At 68.1% G+C, this 25553-nt stretch carries 25 protein-coding genes and 1 pseudogene; 17 read left to right on the top strand and 9 right to left on the bottom strand.

The features are described 5' to 3' along the window. Nucleotides 1–30: 30 nt before the first annotated feature. Nucleotides 31–852, bottom strand: coding sequence for a glutaminyl-peptide cyclotransferase (locus AC0B44_RS02285; RefSeq protein WP_471901289.1), 822 nt, complete (start codon nt 850–852; stop codon nt 31–33). A gap of 62 nt (nt 853–914) precedes the next feature. Here AC0B44_RS02285 and AC0B44_RS02280 point away from each other — a divergent pair, with 62 nt between their 5' ends. From AC0B44_RS02280 to AC0B44_RS02270, 3 genes are read left to right on the top strand one after another with little or no spacing between them, the layout of a single operon-like run. Continuing rightward, nucleotides 915–1892 (top strand): DUF3027 domain-containing protein, encoded by a 978-nt coding sequence (locus AC0B44_RS02280; protein WP_471901288.1) that lies wholly within the window; start codon nt 915–917, stop codon nt 1890–1892. A 1-nt stretch (nt 1893) separates the two neighbouring features. Continuing rightward, nucleotides 1894–4779, top strand: a complete 2886-nt coding sequence (locus tag AC0B44_RS02275; RefSeq protein ID WP_471901287.1) for a sacsin N-terminal ATP-binding-like domain-containing protein — start codon at nt 1894–1896, stop codon at nt 4777–4779. Beyond that, nucleotides 4776–5315 carry a phosphatase PAP2 family protein gene (locus AC0B44_RS02270; protein ID WP_471901286.1) on the top strand — a complete coding sequence of 180 codons (540 nt, stop codon included), beginning with the start codon at nt 4776–4778 and terminating at the stop codon, nt 5313–5315. The genes AC0B44_RS02275 and AC0B44_RS02270 overlap by 4 nt, the downstream gene beginning before the upstream one ends. 44 nt (nt 5316–5359) lie before the next feature. Here AC0B44_RS02270 and AC0B44_RS02265 read toward each other — a convergent pair whose 3' ends face one another. Further along, on the bottom strand, nt 5360–5608 hold the full coding sequence (locus AC0B44_RS02265) for a DUF2530 domain-containing protein (protein ID WP_471901285.1): 249 nt from the start codon (nt 5606–5608) through the stop codon (nt 5360–5362). An 80-nt stretch (nt 5609–5688) separates the two neighbouring features. On the opposite strand from AC0B44_RS02265, the gene AC0B44_RS02260 reads away from it, so the two are divergent. The 4 genes from AC0B44_RS02260 (at nt 5689) to AC0B44_RS02245 (ending at nt 9262) form a co-directional block, all read left to right on the top strand. Then, entirely contained in the window at nt 5689–7158 is a 1470-nt protein-coding gene (locus tag AC0B44_RS02260) for an NCS2 family permease (protein ID WP_471901284.1), read from the top strand. Between the two features lie 45 nt (nt 7159–7203). Further along, entirely contained in the window at nt 7204–7635 is a 432-nt protein-coding gene (locus tag AC0B44_RS02255) for an Rv0880 family HTH-type transcriptional regulator (RefSeq protein WP_471901283.1), read from the top strand. Between the two features lie 22 nt (nt 7636–7657). After that, a complete protein-coding gene (locus AC0B44_RS02250) occupies nt 7658–8125 on the top strand; it encodes a MarR family winged helix-turn-helix transcriptional regulator (RefSeq protein WP_471901282.1) in 468 nt (155 codons plus the stop codon). A 330-nt stretch (nt 8126–8455) separates the two neighbouring features. Continuing rightward, on the top strand, nt 8456–9262 hold the full coding sequence (locus AC0B44_RS02245) for a TrmH family RNA methyltransferase (protein ID WP_471901281.1): 807 nt from the start codon (nt 8456–8458) through the stop codon (nt 9260–9262). Nucleotides 9263–9319: 57 nt separating this feature from the next. Here the strand turns inward: AC0B44_RS02245 and AC0B44_RS02240 are convergent, their stop codons facing one another. The 4 genes from AC0B44_RS02240 to AC0B44_RS02225 form a co-directional block, all read right to left on the bottom strand. Then, a complete protein-coding gene (locus AC0B44_RS02240; RefSeq protein ID WP_471901280.1) occupies nt 9320–10021 on the bottom strand; it encodes a DUF6928 family protein in 702 nt (233 codons plus the stop codon). 11 nt (nt 10022–10032) lie between these two features. Next, nucleotides 10033–10932, bottom strand: coding sequence for a septation protein SepH (gene sepH, locus AC0B44_RS02235; protein ID WP_471901279.1), 900 nt, complete (start codon nt 10930–10932; stop codon nt 10033–10035). A 238-nt stretch (nt 10933–11170) separates the two neighbouring features. Further along, a complete protein-coding gene (serC, locus tag AC0B44_RS02230; RefSeq protein ID WP_471901278.1) occupies nt 11171–12292 on the bottom strand; it encodes a phosphoserine transaminase in 1122 nt (373 codons plus the stop codon). Between the two features lie 79 nt (nt 12293–12371). Further along, nucleotides 12372–13499, bottom strand: coding sequence for a citrate synthase 2 (locus tag AC0B44_RS02225; RefSeq protein WP_471901277.1), 1128 nt, complete (start codon nt 13497–13499; stop codon nt 12372–12374). Nucleotides 13500–13717: 218 nt separating this feature from the next. On the opposite strand from AC0B44_RS02225, the gene pdxH reads away from it, so the two are divergent. The 3 genes from pdxH (at nt 13718) to AC0B44_RS02210 (ending at nt 17011) form a co-directional block, all read left to right on the top strand. After that, nucleotides 13718–14368 carry a pyridoxamine 5'-phosphate oxidase gene (pdxH, locus tag AC0B44_RS02220; RefSeq protein ID WP_471901375.1) on the top strand — a complete coding sequence of 217 codons (651 nt, stop codon included), beginning with the start codon at nt 13718–13720 and terminating at the stop codon, nt 14366–14368. Next, entirely contained in the window at nt 14365–15633 is a 1269-nt protein-coding gene (locus AC0B44_RS02215; RefSeq protein ID WP_471901276.1) for an MFS transporter, read from the top strand. The genes pdxH and AC0B44_RS02215 overlap by 4 nt, the downstream gene beginning before the upstream one ends. Nucleotides 15634–15766: 133 nt before the next feature. Further along, nucleotides 15767–17011: an MFS transporter gene (locus AC0B44_RS02210; RefSeq protein WP_471901275.1), complete on the top strand. Its 1245-nt coding sequence runs from the start codon at nt 15767–15769 to the stop codon at nt 17009–17011. A 28-nt stretch (nt 17012–17039) separates the two neighbouring features. Here AC0B44_RS02210 and AC0B44_RS02205 read toward each other — a convergent pair whose 3' ends face one another. Then, nucleotides 17040–17915 (bottom strand): LysR family transcriptional regulator, encoded by an 876-nt coding sequence (locus tag AC0B44_RS02205; protein ID WP_471901274.1) that lies wholly within the window; start codon nt 17913–17915, stop codon nt 17040–17042. Between the two features lie 157 nt (nt 17916–18072). Between AC0B44_RS02205 and bla the strand changes: the two genes are divergently transcribed. The 7 genes and pseudogenes from bla (at nt 18073) to AC0B44_RS02170 (ending at nt 23489) form a co-directional block, all read left to right on the top strand. Beyond that, nucleotides 18073–19050, top strand: coding sequence for a class A beta-lactamase (bla, locus tag AC0B44_RS02200; protein ID WP_471901273.1), 978 nt, complete (start codon nt 18073–18075; stop codon nt 19048–19050). Nucleotides 19051–19129: 79 nt separating this feature from the next. Continuing rightward, a complete protein-coding gene (locus tag AC0B44_RS02195; protein WP_471901272.1) occupies nt 19130–20116 on the top strand; it encodes an aldose epimerase family protein in 987 nt (328 codons plus the stop codon). Between the two features lie 264 nt (nt 20117–20380). Further along, nucleotides 20381–21679: a citrate synthase gene (locus AC0B44_RS02190; RefSeq protein WP_471901271.1), complete on the top strand. Its 1299-nt coding sequence runs from the start codon at nt 20381–20383 to the stop codon at nt 21677–21679. Nucleotides 21680–21733: 54 nt separating this feature from the next. Then, nucleotides 21734–22081: pseudogene (locus tag AC0B44_RS02185) on the top strand (FKBP-type peptidyl-prolyl cis-trans isomerase); the annotation flags it as partial. Nucleotides 22082–22084: 3 nt separating this feature from the next. Next, entirely contained in the window at nt 22085–22456 is a 372-nt protein-coding gene (locus AC0B44_RS02180) for an FKBP-type peptidyl-prolyl cis-trans isomerase (protein WP_471901374.1), read from the top strand. A 133-nt stretch (nt 22457–22589) separates the two neighbouring features. Next, on the top strand, nt 22590–23003 hold the full coding sequence (locus AC0B44_RS02175; protein WP_471901270.1) for a helix-turn-helix transcriptional regulator: 414 nt from the start codon (nt 22590–22592) through the stop codon (nt 23001–23003). Nucleotides 23004–23057: 54 nt separating this feature from the next. Beyond that, the gene (locus tag AC0B44_RS02170) at nt 23058–23489 is read left to right on the top strand and encodes a VOC family protein (protein ID WP_471901269.1); all 432 of its coding nucleotides are present in this window, start codon (nt 23058–23060) and stop codon (nt 23487–23489) included. Between the two features lie 52 nt (nt 23490–23541). On the opposite strand, the gene AC0B44_RS02165 is transcribed toward AC0B44_RS02170, so the two are convergent. Then, the gene (locus AC0B44_RS02165) at nt 23542–24867 is read right to left on the bottom strand and encodes a sensor histidine kinase (RefSeq protein ID WP_471901268.1); all 1326 of its coding nucleotides are present in this window, start codon (nt 24865–24867) and stop codon (nt 23542–23544) included. 1 nt (nt 24868) lies between these two features. Next, nucleotides 24869–25552, bottom strand: coding sequence for a response regulator transcription factor (locus tag AC0B44_RS02160; protein WP_378528847.1), 684 nt, complete (start codon nt 25550–25552; stop codon nt 24869–24871). Between the last annotated feature and the right edge of the window lies 1 nt (nt 25553).

Genomic DNA, 25553 nt, shown 5'->3' with positions numbered 1-25553 from the left:
ATGCCGTGTGGTCGGCTGCTGCGGACGCGATCACGGCACGAACCGTACTTCGAACAGCGCGGGCCAGTACTTGCCCGTCACCAGAAAACGGTCGGTGCCGGGAATCTGTGCGACCCCGTTCAGCACGTCGATGTCGTCGGCGGCTCCGTCCGGCAGGGCGTCGCGCAGCGCAGACGCATCGATCTGTGCCTCCACCTGCCCGGTCGCCGGGTCGATGCGGACGATGTCGTCCGTCTTCCACACGTTCGCGTAGACCGTTCCGTCGTCGGCGCACTCGAGTTCGTTGAGTTGCGTGACCGGGCGCCCGTCGCGGCGCACGGTGACGCGGTCCCGCTCGTCGAAGGTGACCGGATCGCGGAAGGTCAGCTCGGCCGAGCCGTCGCTCATCACCAGATCGTCCGCGCGTGCACACAACCCCCAGCCCTCCCCGTCGATATCGACCCGCCGCCGTTCGCTGAGCGTGTCCCGGTCGCGCGCGATCGCCACCCCGTCCTTCCAGGTCAGTTGCCAGACGGTATCGCCGGAGACTGTGATTCCCTCACCGAACAGATCGTCGTCGAGATCGACGCGCATACGGTCGGACTGTGTGATCACCGCCGGAACGTCCGACGTGTCGAGCGCGCGAGCAGAGAGCCACGACCGCCCTTCGAGACCGGTTCCCTCGAGGAGTTCTGTCCCGTCGACTTCGAGTCCCTGGGTGAACGCGCCGGGGTCGTGCGGGTGGGTCGCGACGATCTCGGCGCGGAGCTGTTCCAGGGGTGCTCCCGGTTCCTCGATCTGCCGGTCCGCACACCCCGCGGTTGCCGCGCAGACCGTCAGGGCGAGCGTGGCGGAGAGGAAAAGACGGCGCACGCGCTCATCATGGCATCAGGTTCTCGCCACCCGGGGTCACGCCGCCGCCCTGGTACGGCAGAATGGGCCTCGTGAGTGTTGTGCCTTCTGCCACTGCCCCCGGTACGGACCCTGCGGTCGACCCTGCGGTGCGATCTCTGCTCGCCGGTGCCGTCGACGTCGCCCGAGCCGCACTCGTCGAACTCGGGGAAGGCGGAATCGGTGCGTATCTCGGTGTGACCTTCGAGAACGAGAACGCAGCCACGCACCGCTTCACGGCCGAACTCCCCGGCTACCGCGGATGGCAGTGGGCCGTCGTGGTCGCTGCGGTCCCGGGAGCGGACCACGTGACGCTCAGCGAACTCGTCCTTCTTCCCGGTCCCGATTCGCTGGTCGCGCCCGAGTGGATTCCGTGGAACGAGCGGATCCGGCCCGGCGACCTCGGACCGGGCGATCTGCTCGCGCCGCTTCAGGACGATCCCAGGCTCGTGCCCGGCTATGTGCTGTCCGGCGATCCGGAGGTCGACGAGACAGCCCTCGAGATCGGGCTGGGCCGCAAGCAGGTGATGAGCCTCGAAGGTCGCCTCGACGCTGCGCAGCGGTGGTACGAGGGCGATTACGGACCGAACTCGGAAATGGCCAAGGCGGCTCCCTCCACCTGCGGCCTGTGCGGCTTCTACCTCCCGCTCGGCGGATCGCTGCGTGCGGCGTTCGGAGTGTGCGGAAACGAATTCGCCGCCGACGGGCACGTCGTGCACGCCGAGTACGGCTGTGGTGCGCACTCGGATACGACCCTGCCCACCGGCGCAGGGTCCCCGCAGTACGCCGCGTACGACGATGCGGCCGTCGAGGTCGTCGAGATTCCGCGTGACCGCGCCGAGAACGCGGCGAGCGACGACACTGCGGCCACGAACGAAACTTCGGCCGCAAGCGATGCCGCGGCCACGAGCGACACTGCGGACACGAGCGACACTGCGGCGACGAGCGACACTGCGCACGACCACACTGCGGTGCACGACGACACCGCCGAGAAGAACGGCGCGACCGGTCGGACCGACTGACGTGGCGCGCCCCGACTCCGCGGACCCGTTCGGCACCGCGGCGCTCCGCGACGGCATAGTCGCGGCGTGGCGGTCGTCGCCCACCCGGCTGCGTGAAGACGCCGCCACCGAAGCCGACTACGTCCGCGCGGGTTATCGCGACCGGGTTCTCACCGAACTCGCCCAGAACGCAGCCGACGCCGCCACTCGCGCCGGCATCGACGGTGAGATGCGGGTCTGGCGCGACGGCGACACGCTCCACGTCGCCAACGTGGGAGAACCCCTCGACGAACCCGGATTGCAGGCTCTGACGGCGCTCCGCGCGTCCAGCAAGAAGCAGGGAGTCGGGCAGTTCGGGGTGGGCTTCACCGCAGTTCTCTCGGTCGCGGACGAGATCGAGGTGCGCTCCCGCACCGGGTCCGTTCGCTTCTCCGAATCCCGCACCCGCAGCGTCCTCGCCGAACACGATCTCCCGGTGCCCACGTCCGGAATCCCGGCGCTGCGACTGGCGTGGCCGATCGCCACCGCACCTTCCGCGGGTACCGACACAGAAATCGTGCTGCACCTCAGAGCGGGCATCGACGCCCAGGTGCTGCTCGACCGCTTCCGCGACGAGGCGGTCGACATCCTGCTCGAACTTCCGGCGCTGCGCACCGTGACCGTCGACGGACACGAGTCGACCCGCTCGGAGACGCACCTCCCGTCCGGCCTCTACGACGTGCGGATAGGTGAGCTCCGCTGGTGGGAATACCGCGGCACGTCGGCCCGATGGCTGGTGCCCGTCGTGCGCGACAGGGTGCGGCCCGTCTCGCAGGACGTCCTGCGAGCGCCCACGCGGTCCGACGAGGAACTGTCGCTGCCCGCGCTCGTAATCGCCGACGTGGCGATGCAGCCGGACCGCCGCCGGATGCTGCCGGGAGCACACCTCGACGCGGTGGCCGAGGGGTATGCGTCGTTCGTTGCGGCGCTGCCCGCCGACCAGCGACTCGACCTCGTGCCCACGCCAGGGTTCGCGCGCAGCGACGCCGACAACCGGCTCCGCGAGGCGATTGTCGACGAACTCCGGAGCGAGCCGTGGTTGCCGGCTGCCGACGGGAGCGCAGACGTGCTGCCTTCGCGGGCGGTCGCATTGCCGGGTCTCACCGACGAGTTGGCGGAGGTGCTCGCCGACATCGTCCCCGGGTTGATCTCGCCCGCACTCTGCACACCCCGTTACGCTCCCGCCCTGGCCGCGGTGGACGTGCATCGCATCGGTCCCGCCCGACTTGCCGAGCTCCTGTCCGGGCACGACCGCGAGCCGCGCTGGTGGAACACGCTGTACGAGGCGCTGATGCCGCTCGTCGTCGACGGGGTGATTGCGGAAGAACTTGCCTCCCTCCCGGTCCCGCTCTCGGACGGGCGCACGGTGACCGGTCCGCGCACCACCGTGCTGGCGTCCGACCTGCCCGAGATCCGCGACCTCGCGTTACCGTGGGTGCGCCTGGTGCATCCCGAGGCGGCGCATCCGCTGCTCGTCCGACTGGGTGCGGGGACCGTGAGCGCCGCCGACCTGCTGTCGGATCCGTCGCTCGTCGCGGCGGTCGAGGACATCGACCTCGACGATCCCACCGACGACACCGCTGCGGGGCTCGCCGATGTCGTCCTGCGGCTCGTCACGCATGTGCCGATGGGCGCCGTTCCCCGCGAACTGGGGGCGTTGCCGCTACCCGACACGCACGGCGAACTCACGCCGGCGGACGAACTACTGCTACCCGACGCACCGCTCGCGTCCGTCCTCGTCGAGGACGCGCCGTTCGGCATCGTCGAGCAGGCTCTCGTGGACGAATACGGCGCCGACGCGCTCCGGGCACTCGGGGTGGGCTGGGGATTCACCGTCCTGCGTGCCGATCTGCCGACCGGACCGGACCACAACCTGCCCGACGAAGACCTGTGGTGGGAGACCGTCGACACCGATCCCGACACGCTCGTGGCGGTCCGCGACCTCGATCTCGTCGACGAAGACCGGTGGCCGCAAGCCCTTGCTCTGCTCGCCTCGGACCCCGCGACCGCCGAGGCGCTCGCCGACCGTGCCGGCTACACCGCGTGGTGGCTGCGCAACGAGGCGACGCTCGACGGGCAGCGACTGGGTCACTACAGGTGGGCCGACGACACCACCTACGAAGGGCTGCTCGATCCGTGTACCCATCCCGACGCGGGCGCGTTCCGCAGTTGCCTCGCCGGTGACGGGCTCGACGTCGACCTCGCCCAGATACTCCTCGACAGGCTCGCCGATCCGAAACGACGCCCCACACCGGCGGTGATCGTCGCGGCGCACACGACCCTCGCCCGGGCATTCGATGCCGGCACGGTCGAGGCGGACGCCGTGACTCTGCCCGACGGTGTCCGCAGCCTGTCCGGCGCGGTGATCGACGCCGCCGATGCGCTGATCCCCGACCGGCCCTGGTGGGTGGGCGCGATTCCACCGGACCGGCTCGTCACCGGCGCGGCGGGGACAGCGTCGGCTCTCGCCGATCTTCTCGACCTCGCCGTCGCCTCCGCCGCCGTCACCGCGGAGCCGACCGGGCCGGGCACGGCGACGGCCTGGGATCGTGAACCCGCCGCGGTCGCGGCCACAGTCGTCACGGGTGCGCCGCTGCCGAAGGGTGCGCTCGTGCTGCACGACCGGCTCACCGTCCGCTGCTCGGGCGCCCTGACCGGCGACTACGACGTCGCCTGGTGGGTCGACGCGTCCGGCACGACCCACAGCACCGTCGAGGGCCTCGCGTCCGCTGTCGCGGCAGTGGGTTCTGGGCACGCTGACGCGGCAGTGGGTTCTGGGCACGCTGACGCGGCAGTGGGTTCTGGGCACGCTGACGCGGCAGTCGGTTCTGCGCACGCCGACGCGGTGCCGGGCCGCACACGATCGTGACCCTCGACGACGAGGTGCTCGACTGGGTGGTCACCGTCCGCGAGCCGTGGCTGACATCCCTGATGACCGGAATCACGTACACCGGCGGTGTCGCCGCCACCATCCTGCTCGCCCTGATCGCCTCGGTCCTGCTCGTGCGGGCGGGCCGGACGAACGACGCAACCCTGGTCGGCGCCGCCGTGCTGACCGGGTGGCCGGTGATGTCCCTGTCGAAGTACCTGTTCGGGCGGAGCCGTCCACCCGAACCGGAACGGCTGATCGTGATCCAGACCCAATCGTTCCCGTCGGGTCACGCGATGATGAGCGCCATCCTCGCGACCACGCTGGCCGTCGTCGTGGTGCGGACCTGGCCGCGGAGGGATCGCCGCCGGGTCGCCGCTCTCGTCGTGCTCGTCACCTACACGCTGGTCGTGGGTCTGACCCGCATCTACCTCGGCGCCCACTGGACGACCGATGTGATCGCAGGCTGGATATTCGGCCTCTTCTGGGCATTGCTGTGGGTGTGGTTTCTCACTCGGGTCCGTCTCACCCGGTGACCTCCCGGAGGTGTTCCGGAGTGGCGGCGGGCACGCCGTGAGCGTCAGTCCAGACCCACCTGTGCACCGCGATCGCCTCGGCGCGCCGAACGACGCTGCGCAAGGAACAACGCAGAACCCAACAGTCCCACCAGGATTCCGGCGATGCACACCGGCAACGCGTCGTTCCAGCGGTCGCCGCCGAGCAGCACGACAACTGTCGCAACCACCCACGATGCGGTTCCGATGGCGAGTACTGGGCGCGGGTCGGCGAGACGACGGGTTCTCGCTACGACGGTTTGGGCTGGGTCCACGATTTGCAGATTAGTTCGTTTCGGCTGCAATAATCTTCTCCCGTTGCGACGCACCGTACTCGACGAGCGGATTCAGAGACATGTCAGTGGGCACAGAACCCAAGCGATCTTCCTTCCTGGACACGTATTTCAAGATCTCCGAACGGGGCTCGACGCTGTCCCGCGAGGTGCGTGGTGGCATCGTCACCTTCTTCGCGATGTCGTACATCGTGGTGCTCAACCCGCTGATCCTCGGTAGCTTCTCCGCCGACGACGCGACCGCCAAGATCGACGTGATGGGCAACATCCTCCCGATCAACCAGGTGGCGGCAGTCACCGCGCTGGTCGCGGGTCTGATGAGCATCGTGTTCGGTGTCGTCGCGAACTATCCGTTCGCCATCGCAGCGGGTCTGGGTATCAACAGCCTGCTCGCCGTGAGCATCGCGCCGCAGGTCACGTGGCCGGAAGCGATGGGCCTGGTCGTCATCGACGGCATCATCATCGTGGTCCTGGCCCTCACCGGCTTCCGGACCGCCGTGTTCAACGCCATCCCGTCGTCGCTCAAGGCTGCCATCGCCGCCGGTATCGGTGCGTTCATCGCGATGATCGGCCTCGTCGACGCGGGCTTCGTCCGCCGCATTCCCGACGCTGCCGGCACGACCGTCCCGGTCGGACTCGGTATCGACGGTTCGATCGCCTCCTGGCCCACCTTCGTGTTCGTCATCGGTGTGCTGATCATGGGCGTGCTGGTCGCGCGGAAGGTGCGCGGCGGTCTGCTGATCGGCATCGTCGTCACGACGATCATCGCGATGATCGTCGAAGCAGTTGCCGACGTCGGCCCGTCGCTGGGGACCAACCCGAAGGGCTGGAACCTGAGCACGCCGGAAACTCCCGGATCGTTCCTGGGCATTCCCGATCTGAGCCTCGTCGGCCAGTTCGATCTCTTCGGAGCCTTCACACGTATCGGCGTGATCGCCGCGACGCTGCTGGTGTTCACCCTCGTCCTGGCCAACTTCTTCGACGCCATGGGCACGATGACCGGCCTCGGCAAGGAGGCCGAACTCACCGACAAGGACGGCAACCTGCCCGGTGTCGGAAAGGCCCTGGTCGTGGAAGGTGCCGGCGCCATCGTCGGTGGCGGCGCGTCGGCGTCGTCGAACACCGTGTTCGTGGAGTCCGCCTCGGGCATCGCCGAAGGTGCTCGGACGGGCCTGGCCAACGTCGTCACCGGCGTGCTGTTCCTGGTGGCCATGTTCCTGACCCCGCTCTACGAGGTCGTGCCGATCGAGGCGGCCGCACCCGCCCTGGTCGTCGTCGGCGCGCTCATGATCGGCCAGGTCCGCGACATCGAGTTCTCCGATTTCGCGGTGGCACTTCCCGCCTTCCTGACGATCATGGTGATGCCCTTCACCTACTCCATCGCCAACGGCATCGGCGTCGGATTCATCACCTGGGTCGTGCTGCACGCGGCCGGTGGCAGGATCCGCACCATCCACCCGATCCTCTGGATCGTCGCGGCCCTGTTCGCCGTGTACTTCGCAATCGATCCGATCACCGAAATTCTCACCTAGTCACGTAGCGCCGTGTCCGGGCGAAGGTGACGTATTGTGCACGCCATGATCTCGGATACACGCGCACTAGCAGGCGACCTCGCAATCGCCGTTGTGCGTCTGACGCGTCATTTGCGGGGGAGACGCACAGATTCCCGGGTCACCTTGACTCAGTTGTCGGCATTGGCGACGCTGGGCTCGGAGGGGGCAATGACACCGGGGGCGCTGGCGGCCCGTGAACGCGTTCAGCCGCCGTCGATGACACGGGTCATCGCGTCACTGCACGAACTGGGCTTCGTCGGCCGGACACCACACCCGACCGACGGGCGCCAGATCATCGTGACGCTGTCCGACTCCGGGAAAGAGATGCTCGCCGACGAGGCGCAGGCACGCGAAGCGTGGCTGACCGAACGTCTCGAGAAGCTCGATCCCGACAGCCTCGTCACGCTCCGCAGCGCCGTCGACATCCTTTCGTCGCTGGTGAGCGACGAGAACTGACCGCGACTTCGGGGGGGATGACGTGACGCGCGAGATCGACGATTCTCCATCGACCCCGCCGGACCTGCTCGACATGCCGGGGTACCTGGCACGTCGGCTCTACCAGGCGTACGTGGCGTACTGGGGTAAGCACGTGGACCCGGTGCTGACCGGGCCGCAGTTCTCCGTCCTGACGGTCGTGCGCATGTTTCCCGGCTCCGATCAGGGCAGCATGGCGGTCGCGGTCGCGCTCGACAACTCGACGATGGCCGACCTCGCGAGGCGCCTCGAATCACGTGGTTTCCTGTCCCGGATCCCGGATGCTTCCGACGGCCGTCGAAAACTCCTGTACCTCTCGCCCGAGGGCGAAGCCGTGCTCGATGCGGCGACGACGCGGGTCGCCGCGTTGAACGGATCGTTGTTGTCGCCGCTGCCGGAGGACGAGCAGGTCGCCTTCATCCGGACCCTTCAGCGGTTGGCCGACCACTGGGAGCGACTCGCGAGCGACTGACCGGGCGGCTACGGCCCCCGCGTCACCGGCAAAGAAATCCCCGAGTGCAGGTGGTGGCCACGGTCCCGGCCGTAGCATCGGGGTGTGGTTCTCTTCTACGAGATTTTGCTCGTGCTGGCGGCCGTGGCGATCGTTTGGTTCTCCCTCTACGTGCTGTACCGCCTGGTCACCGACGATTCCGATCACGGCTGACACCACGTGCCGTCGCGGCCCGCGCCCACAACAGGGCGGCCGGGCCATTCTCGCGGTAAGCGTCCGGCCGGTGGCGTTCTGCCCGCCGCGGCCCGGACCCGGCGAGTCCGCGACTCGGCGTGCTGGGAGAATGGGCGTGTGGTTCACGTTATCGACATCGACGACCCGGCCGACCCGAGGCTGGACGACTTCCGCGACCTCAACTCGTCGGATCGCCGGCCCGACCTTCCCGGCGGCAAAGGACTGGTGATCGCCGAGGGCGTCCTGGTCGTGCAGCGGATGCTCGATTCACGGTTCGCGCCGACGAGCCTGCTCGGCGTCGATCGGCGCCTCGATGAACTGGCCGACGACCTGCGCGACGTGGACATCCCGTTCTACCGGACCGACGCCGACGTCATGGCAGAGGTCGTCGGATTCCACCTCAATCGAGGTGTCCTCGCGGTCGCGAACCGTCCCGAACCGCTCGAACTCGGAGAGGTGCTCGAGAAGGCCTCGACCGTCGCGGTGCTCGAGGGCGTCAACGATCACGAGAACATCGGGTCGATGTTCCGCAACGCGGCCGGACTCGGGGTCGACGGGGTGCTCTTCGCGAAGGGCTGCGCCGACCCGCTGTACCGGCGTGCCGTGCGGGTGTCGATGGGTCACGTCCTGCGGGTGCCGTTCGCCTCTGTCGACAGGTGGCCGCACGACCTGGATCTGTTGCGGAGCAAGGGGTTCCAGCTCATCTCTCTCACGCCCGACCCACAGGCCGTCCCGCTCGCCGAGGCGATGACCGGCGACAAGGTGGCACTGCTCCTCGGTGCCGAAGGTCCGGGCCTGACCGAACATGCGATGCGCGCGACGGACGTGCGTGCCCGGATCCCGATGGCCCCGGGCACCGACTCGCTCAATGTCGCCACGGCCGCGGCGATGGCGTTCTACGAACGGGTCCGGATTCCGCGTTGACCGCAACTGCGGGCTGACCCGACTGCCGGTCGACCGCAACTGCAAGGCTGACCGCGACTACAGGCGGGCGGCGCGTCGCCACCACGACGGACGGGTGCGCCGGGGCGCAATCACCGGTTCGTCCTTGTCGAGCAACTCGAACGCCCACACCTCGATACCGGCAGGGTCGGGTTCGGTGGCGGGCCGTCCCACATATCTGAAGCCCAGCCACGCGGCGTTGGCTTGCTCGACGAGTCGACGCGGATGGAACGGAAGAGACTGCGCCGGGGGAGTGATGTCGGCCGGCCAGCGGATCGGATGCCGACCGGCCCAGAACGGATGCTCCCACGGGAACGGGACGCCCTCGTCCTCGAAGAACTCCACGGTGCTCGCCCCGAATGCACGTCGCAGGGTGCCTCGCTCCCACGCCGCGAATGCGCCCCACGCCCCCGGAGGGTCGGAGACCGTCAGGAAGGTGTGCTCGGCCGCAAGTGTCTGCCGCCACCGCAAAGGCAGCGCCGAGGGCGTGCGGAGGTGTAGTTCGCTGCTGCACACGACGGTGACGCCCGGGTAGCTTCCGACGAACACCTGCTGTTTCCCGGGATCACCGCCCTGCGCGGCCTGGGTGAGGGGTACCCGGCCGAGGTCGACGGGCCGCCGACCGGGAAACAGGCGCCCCAGCAGCACACGGGACGCTTCGGGATCCGGTCGTGCATCCTGCAGGACGGCGACCGGATCCGGAGCGTCGACGTGCCACAGCGCCGAAACGGTCGACGCCATGGGCGAATCCCTCAGATGCGTCCGTTGCTGCGCACGCCGAGCAGTACGTCGTCCCACGAGGGGAGTGCGGGCTTGCCGCGCTTGTCGCGGGAGGGCGAGTGGGGGGCAGCCGACGCGGCCGTCTCCTCGTGCTCGTCCGATGCGGTGATCGCGACGGCGTCGGCAGCATGAGCTTCGAGAACCTTGTGCTCCGAAGCGGTTTCGGACGCGGCAGGCTGATCGAGGGTGATCGGGGTCGCGACGGCTGCCCGACGCTCGGCGATCTCCGACTCGGTCGAATCGTCGACGTCGCGGGCGGAGTAGACGGGCGTCAGGTACCGCAGCGGACGGCCGCAGTCCGGATCGACCAGATCGGCGGCGATGTCGTCCAGCGCGGTGATCGTGCCACCGTGTGCGTCCGGCTGGTAGCGCCAGTGCGCGGTATTGGTGGACCGGCCCGCCTGCCACTGCAATTCGGCGACCCAGTGCCCGTCGTCGTCGCGCCACGCGTCCCACGTGGCTTCGTCGAGATTGTGGCCGCGGGCGCGGAATGCCTGGGTCACGATTTCGAGGAGGGTTTCGACGGTGGGGCCGTCGGGGCGGACGGGATGCCCCTTCTTCGCCATGTCGGCCGCGCGGGACCGTTCGAGCAGGACGGGGTAGGCGAATCGCTCGACCTTGGCGATCGGGATTCCGGCCTCCTGGGAGACCTGTTCGACCGACGCGCCGCCACGGATCCGGGCCTGGATCTCGCGCGGCCGGAGCTGGCTGGTGGTCTCGATCTGGATCTGCCCGAGGCGGGCGAGATCTCCGCGTGATGCTGCACGCAGTGTGTCGTCCACCGGGACACGGAACTTGTCACCCGTGTTGGGATCGGCGAGCACGACATGTTTTGCGTCGGGCTCGAGACCGACCACTCGAAGCTCTCGCACCTTGACCTCCTCGCGCGCCGATCGCGATTGACTGGCCCGACTGTAATCGAGTCGTCACATTTTCCGGTCGCGGACACGCCGCGCCACGCCGGGCGATGTCACACGGATTCCCCCGGGACGCGTTATGGTCCTAGGTTCACCGAAATGTCTCGATGTCAGGTTGAGAGTTGGGTACGGGAGAGGGGCCGAGCCCCGCTGAGGACCCGGCCCCTCGCGACCGTCGCTGACTACCCGTAGGTCAGAGCTGCGAAACCACCCAATCCACGCATTTCGTCAATTGCGTGACGTCCTCGGGATCGATCGCCGGGAACATGCCGATGCGCAACTGGTTGCGGCCCAGCTTCCGGTACGGCTCGGTGTCGACGATGCCGTTGGCACGCAGGATCTTGGCGACCTTCGCCGCGTCGACCGACTCGGCGAAGTCGATCGTGCCGACGACCTGCGAACGGAGCGCCGGATCGGCGACGAACGGAGTTGCGTACTCGGACGCCTCGGCCCAGTCGTACAGGCGCGACGACGAGTCCTTCGTCCGGGACACGGCCCAGTCGAGGCCACCGTTGTCGTTGAGCCACTCGATCTGGTTCGCGAACAGCAGCAGTGTGGCCAGCGCCGGGGTGTTGTACGTCTGGTCCTTGCTGCTGTTGTCGACCGCGATCGGCAGCGACAGGAAGTCCGGGGTGAACCGGCCCGAGGCCTTGATCTCCTCGACCCGCTCGAGCGCAGCCGGGCTCATCAGCGCGATCCACAGACCACCGTCGGCGGCGAAGCACTTCTGCGGCGCGAAGTAGTACACGTCGGTGTCGGCGATGTTCACCGGCAGTCCGCCGGCGCCCGAGGTGGCGTCGATCGCGACGAGCGCGTTCGACGATCCGGCCGGACGCTGCACGGGCACGGCCACACCGGTCGACGTCTCGTTGTGAGCCCAGCCGATCAGGTCGGCCGACGGGTCGGCGACGATCTCGGGAGCCGAACCGGGCTCGGACCCGATGACGATCGGGTCGCCGATGAACGGGTTCTTCTTCGCGACGGACGCGAACTTCGACGAGAACTCGCCGTAGGTGAAGTGCTGCGACCGTTCGCGGATCAGACCGAAGGCAGCCGCATCCCAGAACGCGGTGGTGCCACCGTTGCCGAGCACGACCTCGTATCCGTCGGGCAGCGCGAACAGATCGCGCAGACCGGAACGCACGCGGGCCACGACGTCCTTGACCGGCTTCTGCCGGTGGCTGGTGCCGAAGACCGAAGCGCCGACGTCGACGAGCGACTGGAGCTGCTCGGGGCGAACCTTCGACGGGCCGCAGCCGAAGCGACCGTCTGCGGGCTTGAGGTCGGCGGGAATGATCGGTGAAGCGTCTGCCATCGGAATGCGTGTCCTAAGCGTCGAGTGACATGTTGCAGATGTAGTCTAGACCGCTTGCGCGGACGTCCTACCGGGTGCATCAGCGATGGGAGATCGACTCCCAGCCGGTGACGGCCTCGACCGAACGAGGATCCGGGCCGGTGTAGATCGCGGCGGGACGCACGAGCCGGCCGAGCCGCTTCTGCTCGAGGATGTGTGCGCACCAGCCCGCGGTGCGTCCGCACGTGAACATCGCCGGCATCATCGCGGCCGGAACCTCCGCGAAGTCGAGGATCACGGCGGCCCAGAACTCGACGTTGGTCTCGATCGCGCGGTCGGGCCGACGCTCACGCAGTTCGGTCAGCGCTGCCTGCTCGAGTGCCGCAGCGGCCTCGAAGCGGGGCGCGTTCAGGCGCTTCGCGGTGTTGCGCAGCACGCGGGCGCGGGGATCCTCCGCGCGGTACACGCGGTGCCCGAAGCCCATGAGCTTCTCCTTGCGATCGAGGATGCCCTTGACCAGTGCGCGCGGGTCACCGCTGCGCTCGGTCTCCTCGATCATCGGCAGCACGCGTGCCGGGGCACCACCGTGCAGCGGGCCCGACATCGCTCCCACGGCGCCGGACAACGCTGCCGGAGCGTCGGCACCGGTCGAGGCGATCACCCGGGCAGTGAAGGTCGAAGCGTTCATGCCGTGCTCGGCGGCCGACACCCAGTAGGCGTCGATGGCTTCGACGTGCTTGGGGTCGGGATCGCCCTTCCAGCGCACCATGAAGCGCTCGGTGACGGTCTTCGCCTTGTCGACCTGTTCCTGGGGCACGGCCGGCTGATAGATGCCGCGTGCGGACTGCGCGACGTACGACAGCGCCATCACCGCGGAACGTGCGAGGTTGTCGCGGGCGGTCTCGTCGTCGATGTCGAGCAACGGCTGGAAGCCCCAGATGGGTGCGAGCATCGCGAGACCGGCCTGCACGTCCACCCGGACGTTGCCGGTGTGGATCGGCAGGGGGAAGGGCTCGGCGGGATGAAGACCGCGGCCGAATTCGCCGTCGACGAGCAGTGCCCACACATCACCGAAGGTCACGCCGCGTTCGACGAGATCCTCGATGTCGACACCGCGGTAACGCAGGGCGCCACCGTCTTTGTCCGGCTCGGCGATATCACTGGTGAAGGCGACGACGCCTTCGAGACCTGCGACGAAATCCTCGGGTACAGACGCGCGCGATGCCATGCGGATGGGCTCTCCTCTGTCGTGTGCCGCCCGGTCCGAGCCGCACTGGCGGTGGGAATGAGGACACCGGTGACTGTGATCGGCACCCCACTCGAGTCGTCGGTTGAACTGTAGTCCTCGGCCGCTCGTCTCCGGGCGTGGGCTGCCCCGGAGTACCGTCTTCGTCCGTGCAGCCCGAATCACCCCGTGGACACGTGCCGGCCGACGACCTGGCGTCGATGCGTGCCGACTACGACATCGCGGGCGCGGAGGAAGCCTTGTCCGACGAACTCGACCCGGCCCTCGTGTCCGACGGCTGGTTTCCGTTGTTCGGGCGCTGGCTCGCTGCCGCTGTCGAAGCCGCTGTCCCCGAACCCAACGCAATGGTGCTCGCGACCGTGGACGAGGCCGGACATCCCGCGACACGGACGGTGTTGTGCAAGGGCGTCGCGCCGGACGGCATCACGTTCTTCACGAACTACGACTCGGACAAGGGCCGTCACCTGGCCGCGCACCCGTATGCGTCCGCGACGTTCCTGTGGCTGCCGTTGCACCGGCAGATCACGGTCCGTGGGCCGGTGCGACGGGTCACGGACGAGGAGACCGCCGAATACTGGCAAACCCGGCCCCGCGGGTCGAGGCTCGGCGCGTGGGCGTCGCGGCAGTCGCGGCAGATCGCGAGTCGCACCGACCTGGAACGCGCACTCGTCGAGGTGAGCAGGGAATACGAAATCGGCTCCGACGACATTCCCGTACCGCCGTTCTGGGGCGGATTCCGGATCCACCCGGACGTGGTCGAATTCTGGCAGGGCCGTCCCGACCGCCTGCACGACCGGATCCGTCTGCGGTTGGTCGACGGAACGTGGTCCGCTCGGCGTCTCCAGCCGTGAGGCGGCTTCTCGCCGACACCACACCGCTGCAGAACAAGGACTTCGCGCGGTTGTGGTGGGCCGGGGTCGTGACCGTGATCGGCGCGCAGATGGCCGTGGTGGCGGTGCCGCAGCAGATCTACGAGATCACCCGTAACTCCGCGTACGTCGGGTTGACCGGTGTGTTCGGTCTCGTGCCGCTGGTGGTGTTCGGCTTGTGGGGTGGTGCCCTCGCCGACGCGATGGACCGACGCAAACTGCTGGTCATCACGTCGATCGGGCTCGGGGGCACCTCGGTGCTGTTGTGGGCGCAGGCGGCCGCCGGGCTGAACAACGTGTGGGTGCTCCTCTGTCTGTTCTCGGTGCAGCAAGCGTTCTTCGCGGTCAACCAGCCCACCCGCGCCGCCGTCATTCCGCGGTTGCTGCCCGTCGGCCGGATCGCGGCGGCGACGTCGCTCAACATGACTGTGGTGCAGTTCGGTGCAATCGCGGGGCCACTCCTCGCCGGGGCGCTGATCCCGATGGTCGGCTTGTCGACCCTGTACCTGCTCGACGCCGTCTTCCTCCTCGCGACGTTGTGGGCGGTGGTCTCGCTGCCGCCCATCCCGCCGCTCGGAGAGGTGACGCGGGCCGGGGTCCGTGCGGTGCTCGACGGGTTCCGCTACCTGTCGGGGCAGAAGATCCTGCTGGCCTCGTTCGTGGTCGACATCGTGGCGATGGTCTTCGGCATGCCGCGCGCGTTGTTCCCCCAGATCGCCCACGAAACCTTCGGTGACCCCGCCGCGGGCGGCTTCGTACTGGGCGTGCTGTTCGCGGCGATGTCGGTGGGAGCCGTTCTCGGCGGGGTGTTTTCGGGATGGCTGCCGAGAGTTCGCCGGCAAGGCCTCGCGGTGATCGTGTGTATCGCGCTGTGGGGAGTCTCGATGGTCGGATTCGGAATCGTGGTGTGGCGCGTCGATTCCGGGGGAAGTGCGCTGCTGGTGTGGCTCGCGGTCGTCTTCCTCGCCTTCGGCGGTGCGGTGGACATGGTGTCGGCGGCATTCCGGTCGACGATGCTGCAGACGGTCGCGACCGACGAGATGCGGGGCCGACTGCAAGGGGTGTTCATCGTCGTCGTCGCGGGCGGACCTCGCATCGGCGACGTCCTGCACGGTGCCGCCGCCGCTGCAGCCGGGACTGCTGTTGCGGCGGCGGGCGGCGGTGTCCTGGTCATCGTCGGTGTGGCGGTGTGTGTCGTCGCGTTCCCGGCCTTCGTGCGGTACCGGGTCGGCAAGACGCTGTCGTAGCTGCTCGGCCCGGTGGGTAGCCGAGCTCACCCCCGACGAATTCGAAGTAGCCCCGGGGTGAGGCGAAAGATGGAACGGGCCGGACGCAGCTTCCGGCATTCCTCCTACCCCCGCACTCTTCGAAGGTTTTTTCATGACCACGGCTCCCGCCTGCCCACCCGACGATGCCCGGACCGATGACGGTCCACAGGCCGGTCGTACTCGCGCGATGTGGGCACTGGCGCTCGGCGGGTTCGGGATCGGCACCACCGAGTTCATGGCGATGGGCCTGCTCCCGGAAATCGCGACCGGTCTCGGGGTCTCCGAGCCGTCGGCCGGGCATATCGTGTCCGCGTACGCCGCGGGCGTGGTGGTCGGTGCGCCTCTCATCGCGACTCTGACCGCCCGGGTACCGCGCAAGACGCTGCTGATCGCCTTGATGGTCGCGTTCACGATCGGAAATGCCGCCACCGTCCTGGCGCCGGGTTACGGCGCACTCGTCGTCTCCCGGTTCGTCGCCGGTCTGCCCCACGGCGCGTACTTCGGTGTCGCCGCGATCGTCGCCGCACATCTCGCCGGGCGGGGGCAGCGGGCCCGGGCGGTGGCCCTGGTGATGATGGGCCTGTCGGTCGCGAATGTGGTCGGGGTGCCCGCCGCTTCGTGGTTGGGTATCGCGCTCGGCTGGCGAACCGCCTTCGGGCTGGTCGCGGTCATCGGCGTGGTCACAGTCGCCGCGGTCGCCGCGTGGGTTCCGGCGCTGTCGATCCCCACCACCAGTGCGCGCACCGAACTGGGTGCCTTGCGCCGCAAGCAGGTGTGGATGACGCTGGCGGTCGCGATGATCGGCTTCGGTGGTGTGTTCGCGGTCTACACGTACATCAGCACCACTCTCACCGACGTCGCCGGACTGCCGAAATCGCTTGTGCCGGTCGCACTGATGCTCTTCGGGCTCGGGATGGTCCTGGGCAACGCGGTCGGCGGGCGCCTCGCCGACCGCGCGCTGGTGCCGGGCATCTTCACCACCATGGGCGCGCTGGGTGTGTTGCTCGCCGTATTCGTCGTCGCCGTCCACAATCCGTACACAGCCCTGGTGATGGTGTTCCTGCTCGGCGCCGGGTGCGCTGCGGTGGGTCCGGGACTGCAGGTCCGTCTGATGGACGTGGCGGCGGATGCGCAGACACTCGCTGCGTCCCTTCACCACGCGGCGTTCAATCTCGCCAATGCGATCGGTGCGGCGATCGGTGGTGCGGTGATCGCCGCCGGTCTCGGCTACACAGCCCCAGCGGCTGCCGGAGTGCTGCTCGCCGCGGCAGGTGTGCTCGTCTTCGCGATAGCCGTGCGGATGCCGGACGAGACCGTCGCGGTGCCCGGCAGGGCAGTCGTCACGGGCGAGCGGTAACCGCGGTCGGGCCGGATGCCCTTTCGGCTCACCGCACCCGCTCCCGCACCAGCACCCGGTCGAGTGCCGCGACGAAACGGTCGGTGTCGGCGCCCGGTCGCCACACCACTCCCATGCGTACGGCGGTCGCGGCCGGGGCCAGTTGCAGCCACGCGACCCCCGGTGCCGAACCGGGCGCCGCGGTGGACAACCCGAAATGAGTTCCTGCCGCCACCGCGGCGAGCACGGCCCGGTCGTCCGGCGCGCTCACGGAGTCGACGTCGAGACCTCGGTCGCGCAGGAGGCCACGCACTGCGTCGAAGGCCACCGGGTTTCCCGCTCGCGGCGGTGCCGCGAACGTCAGGTCGGCAAGCATCGGGAAGCGCGGTCGTTCAGCCTGCGCGCTGCGATGCCGTGACGGCACGACCACCCACCGCGGGATCCTGATTACGGGCCCGGCCTTCACGCCGTCCACGTGCGCGGGATGTTCGACGACTGCGAAATCGCACCTGCCCGAGCGCACCGCGTCGACGAGTTCGACGGTGGTGCCCGACTCGGTCGCGACCGCTGCCTCGGTCTCCGCGCACAGGGCCGCAACGCAGGCAGTGAGCAACCGGTCGGGGAGTGCGACGCCGGCGCCCCAGCGGACGAGACCACGAGTGTCGGCGACGCACACCGCCTCCGTGAGAAAGCGATCCGCTTCGTCGACGAGTTGCCTTGCGTGGGGAAGCAACCGGTCGCCCGCGGAGGTCAGTACGGCACCCTGCCGCGTGCGGTGGACGAGCGGAGTGCCGATGTACTCCTCGAGTCGCCGGAGCCCTTGCGACAGAGGGGGTTGCGTCATCCCCAGTGCGGCTGCGGCGCGTCCGAAGTGTCCTTTGTCGGCGACCATGACGAAGAACCGGAGATGGCGGATCAGATCCATGCCCGGTATTGAACCAGCGTCCGCGCTTCTCTTTTCGGAAGCGCGACGGAATGTGGGAAGTATTTCTTTACTTTCAACAGCATCGATATACGTTTCGACTCGCACGGACGCCTTTAAACAATTGGTCCGGAAAGGCTGTCGGTGGTGGGGTAGCTGCATGGCCACACCATCCGCCTTCCGTCGAACAGCACTGTCCCGCAGAGGTTTTCTCTCCGGCGCAGTTGCCTTCTCGGCTGTTCCGTTCCTGGCTGCATGCGATGCGCCGAGCAGCAACGCGACGCCGGATGCGGCCCACGCCGCCCGAAATGCACCCGAGGCCCGGTTGTCGGTGCCCGCGCTCGACTCGCGTCTGGCGCAGATCGAAACCCGGCACAAGGTTCGGCTCGGAGTGCTGGGGCACGCGCCGACCACCGGGAGGATGTACTCCCACCGCGGCGACGAGCGGTTCGCGATGTGCTCGACGTTCAAGATGTATGCCGCGGCGGGGATCCTGCGTCTCGAATCGCTCGGGCAGTTGTCGCTCGACGAGACCGTCCCGATCGAACCCGCGGACATCGTCGCGAACTCGCCGGTGGCGTCGGAGCATCAGGGCCGGGTCACGACCGTCGGCGCGTTGTGCGAGGCCGCGCTGACCCGCAGCGACAACACCGCTGCCAACCTCCTGCTGAGGCGCCTCGGCGGACCGGACGCGGTGACGGCGCTCGCCCGCTCCGTCGGTGACGGGGCGACCCGCCTCGACCGCTGGGAACCCGAGTTGAACGAAGCAGGGCGAGGGGACGAGCGCGACACCACGACCGCCGTCGGGCTCGGGGCCGGATGCCGGGAGTTGCTCGTCGGTGCGGGCCTACCCCCGCCCCAACAGCGCACGCTCACGGGATGGATGCGGGCGAGCCTCACGTCGGACAAGCGAATCCGCGCCGCACTGCCGCCGGGCTGGACCGCCGCGGACAAGACGGGCGGCGGTTTCCACGGGACAGTCAACGACGCCGGGGTCGTGTGGTCGCCGAACGGGACCCCCCTCGTGCTGGTGGTGCTCTCGGATTCCACCACCGGGAATCCCGACACTCCGATCGACGACGTCCCGACGGTGGCAGCCTCCGCCGCGGTGATCGAGGCCATGGCGGCCCATCTCTGACAAGGACACCGGAGTCCGCGCGGAGAGTGAGGCACCCGAATCACTAGTGGGATCGTCCCCGGGCCGTAAGACTGGAGGCATGTCCGATTCGAGCCACCTCCAGCGAGGCGATCAGCCGATCGACCCTCGGCCGGGCGACGGTCCCACGCATTACGTGATCCGCGGCTTCGGCTACCGGGCCGAAGTGTCCGAGGTGGGTGCGGCGGTGCGCGCGCTCGTGTACGACGATCCGTCCGGCCCCTACCCACTCGCGGGGAGCGGTCCGGACCCGGAGCACGCGTTGCGGTACGCCGGTGCGGTGCTGGCGCCGTGGCCGGGGGGCGTGCGCGACGGCCACTTCTTCTTCGACGGGATCGAACACCAGCTGACGGTCACCGACCCGGACCGGGGGGCCGCCGTGCACGGCTTCGCGTGGAACCGGAAATGGGACCTGGTGTCGCACACGGCCGCCCGCGTGGAGCAAGTGACCGAGATCGGACTGCAGAAGGGGTGGCCGTATCGGCTGCTGCTCACGGCGACCCACGAGCTCGGTGAGTACGGTCTCGTAGCGAGTTACACGGCGACCAACATCGGCGACTATCACGCCCCGTTCGGCCTCGGGGTGCACCCGTATGTGTGCGCCGGATACACACCGCTCGACGACTGCACCTTGCGTCTGGCTGCGGGTACCCGGGTCCCGATCGATCGGCAGCGCGGGCTTCCCACCGCGTATTCGCAACCCGTCGCCGGGACGGACTTCGACTTCACCGAACCGCGTTCGATGGACGGCGTGCGACTCGCGGTGCCCTTCAGTGCGCTCGACGAGGACGCCGACGGGGTGATCCGGCACAGTCTGTGCGGCCCGGACGGGCGCGGCGTCGAACTACGGACCGTTCCGGAGTTCGGATGGCTGTATGCGAGCACGGAGACGGGCCGCGCGGACGGCGACCCGGAGCGTTCGCTCGCGCTGATTCCCGCAACGTGCCCGCCCGACGCGTTCAATCTGGGTATCGACGTACTGGTCCTGCAGCCCGGGGAGGTCTGGGGCGCGAGCTGGGGCCTCGGTGTCGTCGGTTTCACCGCGTGAGCCGCTGCGGTGACCGAGTGCAGGTCACGGGGCGGCGATGGTGGCAGCGCACGGATCGCGTACGATTACCCCAGGTAAGCGGCGTGCGCCGACCTTGCGGCGGAACTTCCGAGGGTGCGGGCCGACGTCCGACGTCTATATCAACGAAACACTGTGCGGGGACTTTCGACCGACCCTGGCTGGGCGTACACGCTGCGTTACAGCTAGGTTCTACCTGAAATGTTCGGAAGTTTCTCGTAGGTCTGAGCTTGAGAGGGATCCTTCGTGCCCGCTGAGAATGAACCCACAACCGCCCTCAGCTACCCCGGTGGCGAGCACGCGATGTCGATCGCCAAAGCAACGGAAGGCAATGACGGTATCGAGCTGGGCAAGCTCCTTGCGTCGACCGGGTACACCACGCTCGACCCCGGTTTCGTCAACACCGCCTCCACCAAGTCGGCGATCACCTACATCGACGGTGAGAAGGGCATCCTGCGTTACCGCGGATACCCCATCGAGCAGCTGGCCGAAAAGGCCACCTTCATCGAGGTCAGCTACCTGCTGATCTACGGCGAACTGCCCACTTCCGAGCAGCTCGAGACCTTCACCGACAAGATCCGCCGGCACACGCTGCTGCACGAAGACCTCAAGCGCTTCTTCGACGGATTCCCGCGCAACGCGCATCCGATGCCCGTCGTCTCCAGCGCCGTGAACGCGCTGTCTGCGTACTACCCGGATTCGCTCGACCCCGACGACTCGGAGCAGGTCGAGCTGTCGACCATCCGTTTGCTCGCGAAGCTTCCGACGATCGCCGCCTACGCCTACAAGAAGTCCGTGGGCCAGCCGTTCCTCTACCCCGACAACTCGCTGTCGCTGGTCGAGAACTTCCTGCGGATGACGTTCGGGTTCCCGGCCGAGCCCTACGAGATCGACCCCGAGATTGCTCAGGCTCTCGACATGCTGCTGATCCTGCACGCCGACCACGAGCAGAACTGCTCGACGTCGACGGTGCGTCTGGTCGGCTCGTCGGACGCCAACCTCTTCACGTCCATCTCCGGCGGCATCAACGCACTGTGGGGCCCGCTGCACGGCGGCGCGAACCAGGCTGTGCTGGAGATGCTCGAGCAGATCCAGAAGTCGGGCGGCGACGTCAACGAATTCGTGCGCAAGGTCAAGAACAAGGAAGACGGCGTGAAGCTCATGGGCTTCGGGCACCGCGTCTACCGCAACTACGATCCGCGCGCCGCGATCGTCAAGAAGACCGCCGATTCGATCCTTCAGAAGCTCGGTGCAGGCGACGAACTGCTCGAGATCGCCATGAAGCTCGAAGAGGCCGCGCTCACCGACGATTACTTCATCGAGCGCAAGCTGTACCCGAACGTCGATTTCTACACCGGTTTGATCTACCGCGCCATGGGCTTCCCGGACCGCATGTTCACCGTGCTGTTCGCGCTGGGCCGCCTGCCGGGCTGGATCGCGCACTGGCGCGAGATGCACTCCGACCCGACCCTCAAGATCGGGCGCCCGCGCCAGATCTACGTCGGTCACACCGAACGCGACTACAAGGGGATCGGTCTTCGCTGATCGTCCTTCCCGCGGCGTGCCGCGACGACTGCCATCTCGACAAGGGAGAAACCTGTGAGTAAACCGGAGATCGAGTTCCAGGAGGGCCCGGCGCCCACCGAACTGGTCATCAAGGACATCACGATCGGTGACGGTCCCGAGGCCACACCCGGTGCAGTCGTCGATGTGCACTACGTCGGTGTGGAGTTCGACACGGGCGAGGAGTTCGATTCGTCGTGGAGCCGCGGCGAATCCATCCGTTTCCCGCTCGCCGGTCTCATCGCCGGCTGGCAGGAAGGCATTCCCGGCATGCGTGTCGGTGGGCGTCGTCAGCTGACGATCCCCCCGGAACTCGCGTACGGCCCGGCCGGGTCAGGCCACCAGCTCTCGGGTAAGACGCTCGTGTTCGTCATCGATCTGCTCGACGTGCAGGTCCAGCCCGAACCGCCGGTGATCGAGAAGTCGGAAGGCCCCGCGCCCACCGAACTGGTCATCGAGGACATCACCATCGGTGACGGCCCCGAGGCGCAGCCCGACGCGACCGTCGATGTGCACTACAAGGGTGTCGAGTACGAGACCAACGAAGAGTTCGATTCGTCGTGGAGCCGCGGCCAGTCCGTCGCATTCCCGCTCGGTCGGCTGATCCCCGGCTGGCAGCAGGGCATCCCGGGCATGCGTGTCGGTGGCCGTCGGAAACTGACCGTTCCGCCCGAACTCGCATACGGGCCGGCAGGTTCTGGCCATCCGCTCGGCGGCAAGACGTTGGTCTTCGTGATCGACCTGGTGGGACTGCCGTAACAGGGATTCTTTTGTGAGGACTGCGATCCTCTCGACTCGCGAGGGCCCGAGACCGGTGATGCCGGGCTCGGGCCCTCGTGCCATCTGGGCGTATCCGTGAGCACGGGTCGTCCGTCGCTGTCAGACTGGGGCAATGGCAGCAGGAGTGCAGGTGCCGGCGGAACTCCTTCCGCACCTGCGCCGTGCTCGTGACGTCGCCGACCGCGACTATGCCGAGCCGCTCGATCTCGGGGCACTCGCCTCCAATGCCGGAGTATCCAAGTTCCACTTCCTACGCTGTTTCGCTGCCGTGTACGGCAGGACTCCCGGGGTCTACCTCGCCGAGCGGCGCATCGAACGTGCCCAGGATCTGCTGCGGGCGACGAACCTCACCGTCACCGAGATATGTCACATCGTGGGGTACACCAGTCTCGGGTCGTTCAGCGCCAAATTCCGGCAACTGGTCGGTACGTCACCGTCGGTGTATCAGGCGAAGTTCGCCGAAAGCGACGCGCCGCGAATCCCCGGTTGCCACGTGTTCATGCGCGGCCTGAGCGACCGTTCCTGAACGCCGCAATTTCGGAGAAGCGCTGGCACGGGCGCCGACCCTAGGTTGAGTTGCATGATTACCAATATCTCGCTGGTCACCCTCTGGGTCACCGACCAGGACGCCGCCAAGAAGTTCTACACCGACACGATGGGGTTCGTCGAAGGCACCGACATCACGATGGGCGACGGGTTCCGCTGGGTCACGGTCCTGCACCCCGACCATCCCGAATTGGAGGTCACGCTCTCCGAGCCCGGGCCGCCTCTCGCCGATGACACGGCAGAGGCGATCCGGCGGTCGTTGGCCGCCGGGACGATGGGCGGATTCGGTTTGGCCACCTCCGACTGCCATGCGACGTATCGCGATCTGACGGCCAAGGGAGTGGAGTTCGTCCAGCCACCGTCCGATCGGCCGTACGGCATCGAAGCCGTGATGCGAGACAACTCGGGCAACTGGCTGGTGCTGGTGGAGAGACGAGAGTATTCGGGAGAATCGTTCCCGCACTGAGCCTTCGGATACCGTCGGTCTCCCGTGCAGCAGAGACGACGGGCGTGGTCGTCTACAGCTCGCGTCGCCGCGTGCGTGGCAGACGGATGACGAGACGCGCACCCCCGAGTGGACTCTCGTCCAGGTACGCGTCGCCGCCGTGCAGGGCTGCCTGCTGCGCGACGAGTGTGAGCCCGAGCCCGGACCCCGTCTGACGGGCATTGGATCCGCGCCGGAACCGTTCGAACACCGCCGAGCGTTCGGTGGCTGGTATGCCCGCGCCGTCGTCGTCGACGATCAGGCTGGTGGACTCGTCGCCGGTGGCAACGGTGATCCGTACGTGCGATGCGCCACCGTGCCGCACCGCATTCGTGATCGCGTTGTCCACCACGAGGCGCAAACCCACGGGAAGCCCGCGCAGAATCTGCGGTGCGTCTCCGCGGACTTCGACCGCGAGACCGGGATATCGGCGCATCGCATCCGCAGCGGCGGTATCGCAGATCTCGACGAGATCGACCTCCGCGAAGTCCCGGTCGGTGGAGAGATCGCCTCTGGCAAGGCGTTCCAGGTCGTTGAGGGTCGCCTCGAGTCGGGCTTGGGTGCGCGCCAGGTCGGCGAGTATCTCGGAACGGTCGTCGGCACCGAGTTCGTGGGTGCTGAGCACCTCGACATCGGTGCGCATCGCCGTCAGGGGGGTGCGCATCTCGTGTGCCGCCGCCGCTGCGAAATCGCGCGCCGTCGCCAGGGCGGCATCGGTGTCGGCGCGCGCGCGGGCCACGTCGTCGAGCATCGCGCCCACCGCCGACGCGAGTTCGTCGGCTTCCGTGACTCCGGACGGGCGCGGGGAGAGATCCCGGTCGCGAGCGACGATCCGGCGGGTGAGGTCGACGAGGGGCCGCACCGCGCCGCCGCCGAGCAGCCAGCCGAGAGCGGTCGCGGCGGCCACCGCGACGGCGCCGGCGATCATGACCTGCCGGTGCTGATCGGTGGTGACATCCTGCGCTTCGGCCAAGAGCACGGCCACCGACATCAGACCCCGATTCGATTCGATGGGGGTGGTGTACGCCCGGTAGTCGATACCGTCGACGGTGACGGTGTGCGCGCCGGGTTCGAGGACTGGAAGTTCCGTAGGCGTGCTCGCACGCAGATCACCGTCGGGTTCCGCGCGGATCGTCATGGCGAACGCGCCGCCGTCGCCGAATACCGGGAGGAACAGTTCGGCAGCCGCGGCGTTGGCTGCCAGTACATCGGCGGCGAGGTCGAGCCGGCGGTCGAGTTGTGCAAGGTTGTTGCGCGAAATCGCGAGTGCCACAATGACGCCGAGGATCCCTACGACGATCGTCGTGCCGAGCGCGGTCGCGGTGGCCACTCGGGCGCGCAACGAGAACGAGCGGGACATCTCACGGCTCCCGCAGGACGAAGCCGACCCCGCGCACCGTGTGGACGAGCCTGGCGCGTCCACCCGATTCGAGTTTGCGGCGCAGGTAACCGACGAACACATCCACGACGTTGGTGTCCGACGTGAAGTCGTAGCCCCACACGAGCGACAGCAACCGGTCGCGGGACAGGACGATGCCCGCGTTGCGCGCGAGCACTTCGAGCAGTTCGAATTCGCGTTTGGTCATGTCCACCGGATCACCGTCGACGAAGACCCGCCGGCCCGCCGGTTCGATGCGCAGAGCGCCGACCCGCACCACCTGATCGTCGACGGGCGCGCGACGGCGCAGCATTGCTTTGATCCGCGCGACGAGTTCGGCCAGAACGAACGGTTTGGTCAGGTAGTCGTCGGCGCCGGATTCGAGCCCTGCGATGCGGTCGTCGACGGTGTCGCGGGCACTGAGCACGCAGATGGGGATGTCGTCGCCCGCTCCCCGCAGAGTGGTGATGACGTCGGTCCCGTCGAGTCCCGGCATGTTCATGTCGAGCACCATCACGTCGGGTCGCGCAGCCTCCACGACCTCGAGGGCTTCGGCACCCCCGGCTGCGGTCAGCACCGAGAACCCGGACAGGCGGAGGCCGCGGTGCAGGGAAGCGAGGACGTCCGCGTCGTCGTCGACGACCAGTACGGAAGGGGACCCGTTCATG

It is taken from the genome of Rhodococcus sp. NPDC019050 (assembly GCF_055664235.1).
This window is presented reverse-complemented; position numbering and strand designations above follow the sequence as displayed.